Consider the following 13,040-nt stretch of genomic DNA (forward strand, 5'->3'; position numbering starts at 1 on the left):
AAAAGCGCATATAAATCTAGCACATTGCTGCCATAGCGCTATAGTCCATTTATCTTTTATCTTTTATCGATTAAGACCTTTTTATGTCCAAAACTACGTTTGATGCTCAATCTATTTCTAACAGCCTACGCGCTGCCAAACACCAACCGCGTAAACGCTTTGGCCAAAACTTCTTACATGACCGTAGTGTTATTCGTGAGATTGTTGAGAGCATTCGTTTAGAGCGTGACGATAATTTAATTGAGATTGGACCCGGTATGGGCGCGCTAACAGAGCCACTATTAACAGAAGTCGATGCGATGACCGTGGTCGAGCTTGATCGTGACTTGGCAGATAGTTTGCGCATTCGTATTGGGGCTAATAGCCATCCAAACTTTACGATTATTAAAGACAATGCCATGCATGTTGATTATCGTGAACTGTATAGTCCTGAGCGTGGTAAGCTGCGCGTGGTGGGCAATCTACCGTATAACATTTCTACGCCGATACTGTTTCATTTGCTCAGTTATGCCGATGTCATTCAAGACATGCACTTTATGCTGCAAAAAGAAGTGGTTGAGCGTATCACCGCCGAAGTTGGCAGCAAAACCTATGGTCGTCTATCAGTCATTATGCAATACCATTGCGATACCGATTATTTATTGACCGTACCGCGCGGCGCCTTTAATCCACCGCCAAAAGTCACCAGTGCGGTTTTTCGCTTAACGCCGCATATCAATAAACCAATCGTGGCAGAAGATGAGGAATATTTCGCACTTGTGGTACGTGAGACCTTTAACCATCGCCGTAAGACACTACGCGCTATTTTTAAAAATTCTACATTATTGCCGACACTGAGCGAAGCCGATTTCGCCGTTTGCGACATCGATCCACAAGCGCGTCCGGAAGTGTTAAGTGTGAAAGATTTTGTCAATTTAAGCAATCAAGCGCGTCACTTAGCGTCTTAATTTATTAGAAGCTTAATTTATCAAACAAAAATGATAGAGGGTTTATGAGTTTTCGCCATCAATATGTCATCGGTGATTTGCAGGGTTGCTATGCGGCCTACCTGCAATTACTTGAAACTTTAGATTTTGACCCAGCGCAAGATAAGTTATGGTTTGCCGGCGACTTGGTGGCACGCGGTGAAGATTCGTTAAGTACTCTACGTCATGTCAAAGCACTATGCGAACAAGGGGCTGCGGCAACGGTATTGGGAAATCACGATATCAATTTAATTGCGGTTTGGCGCGGGGCAACAGCGCTCAAGAAAAAAGACAAAACTGCGCCTATCTTTGCTGCCGATGATTGCGATGAATTGTTAGAATGGCTACGCCATCAGCCACTACTGGCTTATCCTGATGAGCAGACGGTATTGGTACATGCGGGTATCCCACCGCATTGGACGATTAAGGCGGCGGCGAAATATGCACAGCAGTTAGAGGCCCAACTAAAAGGCAGCTTAGAACAGCTTGATCGCTTATTGCCGAATCTATATAGCAAAACTGCCGATGAGTGGCATGCAGACATTCATGGCTATACCAAAATGCGAGCAATTGCCAATTATTTCACCCGTATGCGCTTATGCAAACAAGATGGCGCGCTTGAATTTGATTTTTCAGCAGGATTAGATGAGCCAATGCCAAAGGATTTTTTACCTTGGTTTGAATGGCAGGTACCACGTGCACGCAAAATTTTATTTGGTCATTGGGCGGCGCTTAAAGCTGAGGTTGATTTGCCGCATGCGCGTGCGCTTGATGGTGGCTGTGTTTGGGGTAATTATCTATTTGCTTATCGCTTGGACGACGGTAAAGCCATCACCTCAAACGCTCACTGTCTACCACCAACAGAGGAGTCCACAGAAAAATAGTCATACCACTTTATATGCTATAGTTAGTGAAAAGTAATATCGATACCTCACGCACTGCTGATATCAATTTTTCTTGCTTGCTGTGCCTGCGCAGACAGAGGGTACAAAAAATTGATATCAGCAATACCGTAGCGTTTTTAGGTTATTTTGACTATATTATCTGAGATAAAATCTGTAAAAAAAATAACTTATCATTTAATTCGTAAATTAAAAAAACCGTTAGTTAAGCTGCTATTTAAGCCACCAACACTGTCCCCTTAACTGGGTAGGTTTGGTGGTTTTTTTGGTTTAGGCAAGGGCGTTTTGGCATCGCCAGCAGCTTTACTATCAGGATTGCTGTCGTCGTCTTTATACGACTTATCGTATTGGATGTCATTACTATAAGGGACGCTATTTAGCTCCTCATCTATTAGTCCATCATCGAGGTCGATCGTTTTTTTGGCGCTTACTGGCTTAGTAGTACTGTGCGTTTCTCGACTTTTTAGCGCCGCGTCGGCATGACTATCCGATATATTATTATCATAATCTATATCAGTAATCACCTGCTCATTTTGCATGCTTTTTTGCTTAGATTTGGGCAGAATTTTGACATCAGATAAACGGCGTACCACATAGTTATGCGGTATGGTCTGTCCGCCTTTATGAGCATTGGTATCATCAAAAATCATGTGACCTTGGCTATCGATACGAGCGTATTTCATAGGTTTGTCGCGTGGCCAAAAAAAGTCGGACGGGTGAGTCAGCATATGACTAAAAAGCTGCTTGGTTAAACGGCTCCATTCCATAAACTTGACTTCTTTAGAGCGCAGTGCGACAAACAATGCCAGCGAGAAACTGACCATGAGGTTGACCATACCGATAAGGGCAACGCCCAAAATAGAGATGAAAAAAACCGTCCAATCCCATTGATTGGCAGGTATGTGAAATAACCCATGCGCCAGATTCGCCGAGGCAAAAGCGATATGACGTATGTCAATCGGTAAGCCAAATATAAAACCTATGGTAGCCGTACTGCCTAAGAACACCCCGAATAAAAAGTTGCCCATAATGGCGCCGAGATTGGCTTCGATAAAGCCGCCTAAACGCTGAAGCCAAGCTTTGGGTAATAAGTATTGCAAAAGCTTATGACGCTGAATACGGGCGCCGATTTGGTTATAAACCGCCAAATTATCATAGTAACCCGCGATAAGACCGGCTAAAAATAAATACACGCCAGCGATAGCCGCATGAGGAAGCGCTAAGGAATGAAAAGGGTCGAGGTCATGCAATAAGTGTGCGGCTTTGTCAGTATTGATCATCGGAGTACCAGTATACTGTAACCACGCAAACGAGATAATCAGGGCAACGGGTATGGCCAACATGACGTTACCCATAATCGCAACAAACTGGGTACGTAAAATATCGACCACCAGCTCTGATAACTTATTTAATTGGTGCGATTTCTTACCAGAACCGTCAGAGATGGTAGAGGCGATTGCCGCCGCTGTCATAGCCGGCTGTTTGGTAGCGACTGTACCGTGGACGATATGAATAAATACAAAGCCTAAACCATAAATCATGCTATTGATAAAGGCGCGTCCCATCGGTGCAAGCGCCAGATGGTACGCCAATATCTTAGTGGTCGCCATAAAAGCAATGATAAAGCCACCGATAGAGGCTTTTTTAAACATCTTCTGATAACCAGATTTATCGGTACTAATATAATGCTCACCAACGCGGCTGGCGTTTTCGGTGACTTTACGCGACAGCAGCTTGGTATTATTATCAATCAGATAGCCAATACTATAGCGGCGGCTAGCGGTGGTAATCAGCGCTTGAATAAGCTCAATAATAGCCTGATCACGCTTATCGTAGTTGTCTGCTACCAGCTCAGTTAAAATACGCATCCGTTGTAAGCTTTGATCCAAACGCAGCATCATGTTGGTTAGACGAATAGAAATACCAGTTTTATAGATACGTTTACGGATAGTGGCAACGATATCTTCACATTGCTCAATCATCACTAGTAATGGCGCAGGATCGACCGCTTTGTCAGGGATAATATCGGTCAGAGTATCAAGCTCATGCGCTTCTCGGTATTGATTGACGTAGAGGACAGCTTCTTGATTTTGTGCCACAAATGACGCCGAGTAATTGAGCATTTGCGGATAAAATTCCATCAAATCTGGATGCAAGCCGATGCCGCTAATCCGATACGATAAAATGATAATCGCGTTCAAGATACTGTTTTTTGCCGTTGCGACCAAGTTTAAATGCTGCTCATTGACCTTGAGTAGGCCGACCATCTCATCCCATTTGTCTTTGTCAATATTGGCAAGCCAGCGCTCATCAGAGCGTCTGTCAAACAAATAACCGACCAATTCTATGACAGAATCTTCTTGTGGCAGCAGGGGTAAAAAACGATGACCGATAAGGCGGCGCAGACTATTAAAAAAGCCTTGATCCGACATGATGCCCGTATCGGTATATAACGCAATTTGGCGATATTCAATGATGAGTTTTAAAACGAAGCTTGACAGTCCATCGGCATATTCTGGATGCTGACGTAAAATATCAATCAAATCTTGCATCTTTTGATTGGCTAACGCTGGCTCTTTGTCGCTGACACGTAGCTCATCGATTAAGCGCTTGAGTACCGCAGGATCTGGCACATCACTTAAGGCAGTAATCTGTTGTAAAATGTGTTTTATTTCTGACACATTGCATCCCTTATGGTAGTTATTTCAATCATTGTTATTATTGAGTATGGGCAAGGAGATATTTTTTTTAGCAAATGCTGTGTTTATCAATATTGCAATAAGTGAGGGGAGTTTTTGAGTGTTAATTTTTAGCGTGCCAAGGCATCACTTTACTGTTTAAAACTAAAAAACCCTTGTTAAAGTTAGGGCGTGTCCTCAATTCAAGCGCTTGTATCCAAAGGGGCTAAAAATGGCTAAATTTTGTCAAACATCGTCAAATAGCTGACTAATATCTCGATATTATTTGCGCTATTTTCCTCGTTTGACGGCAATTTATCTCATTTTTATCACCATTTTTAAAATGAGGACACGCCTTAATAAGCTTAGCTCTGCGTTATTTTAATCGTAACTATCTCTCGGCGCTTAATTATTTTGTTAGCAGTTATTCTGACCTTTAATATGCTGATTTCTCGTATTTCTTTAATTCGTCTAGTTTCTTTAATGGCTGCCACAATATTTTGGCAAAAAAAGGGACAGTAGCGTGACTGTCCCTTTTATTGTTGTACGGTATTGCTTACTTTATTATAAAAGTAAACAATTAGCTAGCAGGTACATCAAAGTAACTAAGATCAAAGTTCATCATTGGATCGCTGCCAGCTTTTACCATCTGCGCGTGAGCGTCGATACGTGGCAAGATACGACCGACGAAATAATCGGCAAGCTTGGCTTTATTGGTGTAGAACTCACCTTCTTTACCATTCGCAGCTTCGACCATGAGTGCAAACATATACGAGTAGGCAAGGTAGCCAAACGCATGCATGTAATCAACGGCACAGCCATTAATTTCACTCTTACGTGCGCCAATATTGCTAAGTACCGTGGTGGTTAACTCTTCAATCGTATCAGCAGCGTTTAGCGTTGCTTGCTTAATACCATGATCTGCTTGCATATTATTGACAAAGTCACGAATCTCACCTAAGAAATGGATGACGTATTTGCCATTATTTTTCGCCACTTTACGACCTAATAGGTCAAGCGCTTGAATACCGTTGGTGCCTTCATAAATCTGGGCAATACGAGTATCACGAACGATTTGCTCCATACCCCATTCGCGGATATAGCCGTGACCGCCAAATACTTGCTGGCAATCAATGGTCGCTTCTAATGCTTTATCGGTCAAGAACGCTTTAGCAACTGGCGTCAGGAGGGCAACGCGTGCAGCGGCTGCTTGAGCGGCTTCAGGATCGGTACTAAATTTCTCTTGGTCTAGGTTTTTGGCGACGTACATCGCAAAACAACGTGACGCTTCGGTGTTGGCTTTGGCATTTAACAGCATACGGCGTACATCGGCATGATAAATAATGGCATCAGCAGGTTTTTCTGGGCTTTGAATTTGGGTATCGCTACGGCCTTGACCACGGTCATTGGCATATAGCGCCGCATTTTGATAAGCAAGCTCAGAACCACCAAGACCTTGCAGACCCATGGTCACGCGCTCATAGTTCATCATGATGAACATTGAAGACAGACCGGTGTTTTCTGCGCCAACCATCCAGCCTTTGGCATTATCAAAGTTCATCACGCAAGTCGCAGAGGCTTTGATACCCATTTTATGCTCGATAGAGCCAACTGCCAAGGTGTTACGCTCGCCCAAGCTACCATCTTCATTAACCAAGAATTTTGGTACCACAAACAGCGAAATGCCTTTTGAGCCTTCTGGCGCATTCGGGGTTTTTGCCAATACCAAATGAATGATATTTTCTGTGAGGTCGTGTTCACCGCCGGTGATAAAGATTTTGGTACCAGAGATGTTATAGCTACCATCATCGTTTGGTACCGCTTTGGTTTTGATAATACCTAAGTCAGTACCGGCATGCGGCTCAGTCAAGCACATGGTACCCGACCATTCACCGTTGTACATTTTCTCTAAGTAAGTTTGCTTTTGCTCTTCAGACGCCGCCGCATTTAAACAAAGCGTTGCGCCTACGGTTAGGTTTGGATATAGAGCAAATGACTGGTTGGCGGTAAATACCATCTCTTCGGTCAACATAGTGACCATTTTTGGGAAACCTTGACCGCCGTACTCAGAGTTACCACTTAAGCCAACCCAACCTGATTCGGCATACTGCTTATAGGCGTCTTTAAAGCCAGTAGGGGTGGTGACAACGCCATTACCTTCAAAGGTTGCGCCTTCTTCATCGCCGCTACGGTTGATAGGTAATAAAACGTTTTTTGACAATTTTGCCATTTCTTCCAAAATCATATCGACAGTTTCCATATCGACATGAGCAAGGTTTTCGTTGTTTTGCCAAAATTCAGGCGCCTTAAATACGTCGTTTAGGATAAAGCGCATGTCGTTAAGAGGGGCATTATAAACAGCCATAAACATTCCTTTGGTTTAAATAAATAAAAGTGAGTAGGGCAAAGCGTTCAATTTTCTTGTGAGTGCAGCTTAAACATAGATAGTTAAAGTTTAGCAAATTAGCGTAACGACGGGTGGTTTTCTTCGTGAATTGTGCGTCCACCAAAAACCATTAGCAATAAAGCCGCTAAGAAAATCGGCAACACACCTAAGTATGTTGCCGATAGGAACTGCTTATTAAAATAGATACTACACTTGCAACGTTCTATACGTTAAAACGCAAATTGATCAACGTCCATGGTCATGTACGGCTCAACACCAGTGCTGATGCGCTGTACGTGCGTGGTGGTACGTGGCAATAATTTTGCAAAGTAAAATTGCGCGGTTTTGATTTTGGCATCGTAAAAAGCTTTTTCGCCAGTACCGTCCGCCAATGCAGTTTGCGCAACCAAGGCCATACGCGCCCATAAATAAGCTAATGTGACATAACCGCTGAAGTATAAGTAGTCAACTGCTGCACCGCCAACCGCATCTGGGTTTTCAGTCGCTTGCATACCGATACGCGCGGTCAAATCGCCCCATTCTTTGACGTGTTTGGCAAGTGGGCGGATAAATTGACCCATTTGATCGTTGTCTTTGTTCTCTTCGCAGAAAGTTTGGATGACTTTGACAAAGTTGGCAAGCATTTTACCTTGTGAGCCCAATACTTTACGGCCGAGTAGGTCAAGCGCTTGGATTTCAGTGGTACCTTCGTAGAGGCAAGCAATACGGGTATCACGGACGTTTTGCTCCATGCCCCACTCACTGATAAAGCCGTGACCGCCATAAACCTGTACGCCATGGTTAGCCGCCTCTAGACCAGTTTCAGTCAAGAATGCTTTAGCAATCGGTGTCAATAGTGACAGCATTTGGTCAGCAAATTTAAGATCATCGCCTTCGCCTTTTGCTACAGTATCCGCAAAGTGTGAGAGGTAATAAACGAGGGCACGACCGCCTTCAGCAAAGGCTTTTTCGGTCAATAGCATGTTACGAACGGCTGGGTGAACGATGATAGGGTCAGCGACTTTTTCTGGCGCTTTTGCCCCTGATAATGAACGCATCGCTAAGCGGTCTTTGGCATAGGTTAATGAGCCTTGGAACGCATACTCTGCTGCCGTTAAACCTTGAACGGCGGTACCGATACGGGCCACGTTCATAAAGGTAAACATACACTGTAGACCGCGGTTTTCTGGGCCAATCAAATAACCAGTGGCGCCATCAAAGTTCATCACGCAAGTCGCTGACGCTTTGATACCCATTTTGTGCTCGATAGAACCACAAACGACGTTGTTGCTTTCACCAAGGCTGCTGTCTGCGTTGACCATGACTTTAGGCACGATAAACAGCGAGATGCCTTTGGTGCCAGCAGGCGCGCCTGGTAGACGGGCTAGGACGATATGAATGATATTGTCGGTTAGGTCATGCTCGCCCGCTGAGATAAAGATTTTTTGACCAGTGATGCTATAAGTGCCGTCATCGTTTGGCTCAGCTTTGGTGCGGATAATACCTAAGTCAGAACCCGCATGCGCTTCAGTCAAACACATAGTACCTGACCATTCGCCGGTGACCATTTTTTCAAGGTAAGTTTGTTTTTGCTCTTCAGTACCATGGTGCTCGATGGTTTGAATCGCGCCATGTGATAGGCCAGGATACATAGAAAATGACCAGTTCGCCGTGCCAACCATCTCATTGATAACTGTTGATAATGAGAACGGCATGTTTTGACCGCCGAATGCCTCTTCAGCAGACAAGGCTGGGAAGCCAAGCTCGCAGTAGGCTTTATAAGCTTCTTTAAAACCTTTTGGCGTAGTGACAGTACCGTTGTCAAAATGACAGCCTTCCGCGTCGCCGCTTTGGTTTAATGGAGACAGCTCATTTTCCGCAAAGCTTGCCGCCATCTCAAACAGACTGTCCATCAACTCACGATCCGCTTCTTGGAACGCAGGTAAGGTTTTGTAGTGACTTTCGCTGTCAAGTAACTCATGCATCACGAATTGGATATCACGTAGGGGCGCTTTATATTGCATAACTTCCTGTCCTTTTTTAGGATGCGACCGGCAGTAAAACAGCAACTGTCATCGACTATTATGAATAGTCTGAGTTGCCAACTGTTTACTGTTAAAGGGTTTGTCTGTATCAATAACGGACAACAACACCGATCATATGAAATAAATTGAGAAGAGTGAAAAAGAATTATGATTGTATTCGTAAATTCTTGGTAAAAGATAGGCGTTCACTGACAAATATACAAGTTTGGTGACAATACTGATAAGTCATCAACCTGTATTGCATCCTATATATCATCGAGCTTATACGCCAAAAACTTAAGCATTATTTAACAATAAGGGTAGAAAAATTCAAACAATATCGCTTTAATAAATCTCGCTTTGATAGATAATCCTAAGGACGGTCATTTTTAGACAAATGTTGCTGCGTAAGCATCTTAGTTGCCTCGTCCGCCGTCATCGGTTTACCAAACCAATAACCTTGACCGTACTGACAACCCATACTAAGCAGTAAATCGCGTTGCTGCTCGTTTTCAATACCTTCGGCGATAACGTGCATATCAAGCGCTTCTGCTAAATCCAAAATCGCTTTAACAATGGCGCGCTGCGTACGGTCATTGGTAATCTTAGAGATAAAGCTTTTATCAATTTTAATAAAATCAAACGGATATTCTTGTAAATAGCTTAACGAGGCAAAACCTGTACCAAAGTCATCGAGCGCCAGACAGATGCCAAGTTCTTTAAGTAAATCCAGTTGTTTTTTGACATTGGCATGGCGCTGTATCAATGAAGATTCGGTCACCTCTATGTGCAGTTGGTGAGCGGCAAGTTTATGGCTGTCTAACAAGTTACTGACCAAGTCAAAAAAATCAGGATGGCTAAACTCGGCCGCATCGGCGTTGATACAGATGTGCTGCTCAAAGCCCAAATATTGCCAAACGGTCAATTGCTTGGCAATTTGGTTCGCCATTTGTGAAAACAACTCAAACGATAATTTATGAGAAATGATGGCATCCATAAAGTCTATGGGTCTTAGTAAGCCGCGAGTAGGATGTTGCCAGCGCACCAACGCCTCAAAACCGCTAATCACACCCGTATCTAAGGCGAATTTTGGTTGGTAATACGGCACAAATTGACATTCGTTGCTGGCCGTCCTAAGCTCAGACTCTAACTGTATATCGTGTGCATTCCTCTCGTTAATTGATTTATGATACCAACAGACATCATCGCCGCCTTGCTGCTTGACGTAATTCAAGGCTTTTTCGGCTTTGGTCAATAAGCCGATGAACTCATTGCCGTTTTCAGGAAAATAGCTGACCCCAACCGAGATATGACAATAGACTTGTGCTTCTTTTGCCATACTGTCATTTAAGAAAAAAGGCCGCTCGCACATTTGCATTAAACTGTCTAATTGATGGCGCACCATGTTGGCATCATTACATTCGAATAATAAAGCAAAGTCGTCACCACCAAAATGCGAAAAGCAGCGTAAATTGTCCAGCTCCAACTCGGTGATACGTAAGACAAAACTTTCTACCAGTTTGTTGATGCCATCTGGTCCCAATAAGATAGCAAGGTTGCGATAACGGTCAATGTTAAAACGCACGACCACCACTTCTTGGTAGCTTTCTATTAACAACTCACTGGTTTGACTTAAAAATACTTTTCGGTTTGGCAGTCCAGTTAGCTGGTCATAATTTAACAGATGGGCGACCTTTTTTCTGTTTTTAGCCAGCGTCGCCATATTACGTATGGTACCAACGTAATAAGGGGTGTCTTCTAAGTAAATTTTGCGATAGGTGATATGACAGTCAAGTATTTCGCCATAGCGATTTGCCATCGAAAAATCAATTTCACAAAATCCTGTACTGTCTAAACTGTTAATCAGATTTCTAAGCACACCTTGCTCTTCTTCAGACAAAAACTCGGCTGCATAGATACCAAGCGGACGGCCAAGCAAAAATTTTTCTGTATAGCCAAGCATCAGCTCATAGTTCGCATTAACGGATAGATAGCGCAGTTTGTCGTCCAGTATGAAGATAGCGTCTTCAAATTGCTCGCACAGCTTGACCAATAATTGCTGTTTATCCGATATTGGCATAGGGGTAAAATCGGTCATAATAGGACTCATAACATCAAATTGAATAATAAATGGCGATGTAGCGATGGCAATTTGATGCCTACATATGTAAGGTGTGCAGGGTTGCCAACGAAGCCAATGTCGCTAGGGCAACGACAGGCGCAGTTTCGGTACGCAGCACCCTAGGTCCAATTTGCCACGGTGCAAAACCAACGTCAGCAGCTTTGGCGCACTCATCAGCGCTGAGCCCGCCCTCAGGTCCGATTAGTAATTCAATATAAGGCGCCTGTTGTTTCAAAACGACGGGCAGCGCCTCAGGCATCAGCGGCTGTCCTGATGCTGGCACGCTTAGCTGCAGACGTAAATCTGCTGGTTGCTGTAATGCTTGATAATAGGCATCCTTACTTAGCTCAGCGACGATTGGGCTAACTGCCATCTCTTTGTCGTTATCATTTTCGTTGGCCGCTATATTTGACAGCCAGTCATCAATCGATAATGGCGCGATAATAAGGGGCGGGCGATTAAGGCCGCATTGCTCACAGGCAGCAATCGCCACTTGCTGCCAATGTGCCAGTTTTTTCTCCACTTGCGCAGGTTTTAGGTTGACCTCACCGTGGTGGCTACTCAGTAGTTGAATAGCAGTGACACCAAGCTCAGTGGATTTTTGAATGGCGTAATCCATGCGCTCGCCGCGACTCATCACCAGTCCGATTTTAGTTAAGATAGCGGCGTTACGGTCAGTTTCTAGGTGTGATAATAACGTCGCAGTGGCCTGTTTTTTACTGATGCTATTCAGCTGTACCTGATATTCACCGCCAAAACCGTCAAATAAAATACCTGTGTCGCCGTTATTGGCGCGCAGTACACGGCACCAATGATGGACAATACTTTCGGTCAAATCGACGTTAGCACCGATAGCTAAGGTGCTCAGTTGTGGCCAGGTTGGGGCATTTTTATCACTGCTATCGCTACTGGTGGCATAAAAGAAACGTCGCAAAATTACTTATTCCTATAATGGGAGTCATGACATTTTTCAATATCTTAGCAGAATATCATTTGGGTGGGTAAAGGGATTGTCATAAGTAGAATTGGCATAAATGCAATTCCCATACCAAAAAAGACCGGCGCCCCTAAGAACGCCAGTCATTCAGCAGTACATTCGATAAATATTTAAGCAATCAAGCCTAAAGCTTCGACTAAGCGTTTATTTGGCTCAACCTTATTCATGCTATAAAAATGCATGGCAGGTACGCCCTCAGAGATTAGACGCTCACACAAACGATAAACGACATCAAAGCCGAACTCTTGGATAGCAGTACGGTCATCGCCAAAATCTGCCAAGCGCTTACGCACGTAACGTGGGATATCAGCGCCACAGCTATCAGCAAAGCGTACGAGATTGCTTGAGTTGGTAATCGGCATGATGCCAGCGACCAAAGGCTGCGCTACCGTGTCAATACCACGTTTTTCTAAGGTGTCACGCAGATATAAATAGCTATCGGCATTATAGAAAAACTGGGTAATCGACGCATTGGCGCCCGCTTGATATTTATTCACCAAATTGTCGACATCAAATTCAAAGCTACGTGCTTGCGGATGCATCTCAGGGTAGGCTGCGACCTCGATACGGAAGTGATCGCCTGAATATTCGCGGATAAACTTTACTAAGTCTAAGGCAAACGGCAGTTCTCCCATACTGACCTGACCTGACGGTAAATCACCACGCAAGGCAACCAAGCGTGTGATGCCCAAACTTTTATAAAGATCGAGTAGTTCAGCGATTTGACTTTTGTCATCACCAATACAAGACATATGCGGCGCAATATCCGTGTCACCGCGCGCACACAACGCTTGCACGATATCAAGCGTGCGGCCACGGGTTGAACCGCCAGCCCCATAGGTCACCGAAAAATACGCAGGTGATAGCTTATTTAACTCATCATAAGTGCTGAGGAGTTTTTCATGGCCTTGCTCGGTTTTGGCTGGGAAAAACTCGAAGGAGAAAGTAGGCTTAGTCACAGTCTGA

Annotated in this window: 8 protein-coding genes; 2 read left to right on the forward strand and 6 right to left on the reverse strand. The window is 44.1% G+C overall.

Annotation, left to right across the window (positions count from 1 at the left end; all coding sequences use genetic code 11):
* Positions 1 to 83: 83 nt before the first annotated feature.
* Together rsmA and ACPEGP_RS02480 are read left to right on the forward strand one after the other, a co-directional pair.
* A complete protein-coding gene (gene rsmA / locus ACPEGP_RS02475) occupies positions 84 to 947 on the forward strand; it encodes a 16S rRNA (adenine(1518)-N(6)/adenine(1519)-N(6))-dimethyltransferase RsmA (RefSeq protein ID WP_313205745.1) in 864 nt (287 codons plus the stop codon).
* Positions 948 to 991: 44 nt separating this feature from the next.
* Positions 992 to 1,849, forward strand: coding sequence for a symmetrical bis(5'-nucleosyl)-tetraphosphatase (locus tag ACPEGP_RS02480; RefSeq protein WP_423813821.1), 858 nt, complete (start codon positions 992 to 994; stop codon positions 1,847 to 1,849).
* 257 nt (positions 1,850 to 2,106) lie between these two features.
* Here the strand turns inward: ACPEGP_RS02480 and ACPEGP_RS02485 are convergent, their stop codons facing one another.
* From ACPEGP_RS02485 to ACPEGP_RS02510, 6 genes are all read right to left on the reverse strand, one after another.
* Positions 2,107 to 4,548 (reverse strand): site-specific recombinase, encoded by a 2,442-nt coding sequence (locus ACPEGP_RS02485; protein WP_423813822.1) that lies wholly within the window; start codon positions 4,546 to 4,548, stop codon positions 2,107 to 2,109.
* Between the two features lie 577 nt (positions 4,549 to 5,125).
* Complete coding sequence (locus tag ACPEGP_RS02490) at positions 5,126 to 6,910, reverse strand: acyl-CoA dehydrogenase C-terminal domain-containing protein (RefSeq protein ID WP_423813823.1); 1,785 nt, start codon at positions 6,908 to 6,910, stop codon at positions 5,126 to 5,128.
* 251 nt (positions 6,911 to 7,161) lie between these two features.
* A complete protein-coding gene (locus ACPEGP_RS02495; RefSeq protein WP_423813824.1) occupies positions 7,162 to 8,955 on the reverse strand; it encodes an acyl-CoA dehydrogenase C-terminal domain-containing protein in 1,794 nt (597 codons plus the stop codon).
* A gap of 373 nt (positions 8,956 to 9,328) precedes the next feature.
* Entirely contained in the window at positions 9,329 to 11,053 is a 1,725-nt protein-coding gene (locus ACPEGP_RS02500; protein WP_423813825.1) for a putative bifunctional diguanylate cyclase/phosphodiesterase, read from the reverse strand.
* A gap of 61 nt (positions 11,054 to 11,114) precedes the next feature.
* The gene (locus ACPEGP_RS02505; RefSeq protein WP_423813826.1) at positions 11,115 to 12,011 is read right to left on the reverse strand and encodes a 16S rRNA (uracil(1498)-N(3))-methyltransferase; all 897 of its coding nucleotides are present in this window, start codon (positions 12,009 to 12,011) and stop codon (positions 11,115 to 11,117) included.
* A 173-nt stretch (positions 12,012 to 12,184) separates the two neighbouring features.
* Positions 12,185 to 13,033 carry a methylenetetrahydrofolate reductase gene (locus ACPEGP_RS02510; protein WP_423813827.1) on the reverse strand — a complete coding sequence of 283 codons (849 nt, stop codon included), beginning with the start codon at positions 13,031 to 13,033 and terminating at the stop codon, positions 12,185 to 12,187.
* Positions 13,034 to 13,040: the final 7 nt, after the last annotated feature.

It is taken from the genome of Psychrobacter sp. 219-2-C (assembly GCF_049560815.1).
Classification (GTDB): Bacteria; Pseudomonadota; Gammaproteobacteria; order Pseudomonadales; family Moraxellaceae; genus Psychrobacter; species Psychrobacter faecalis.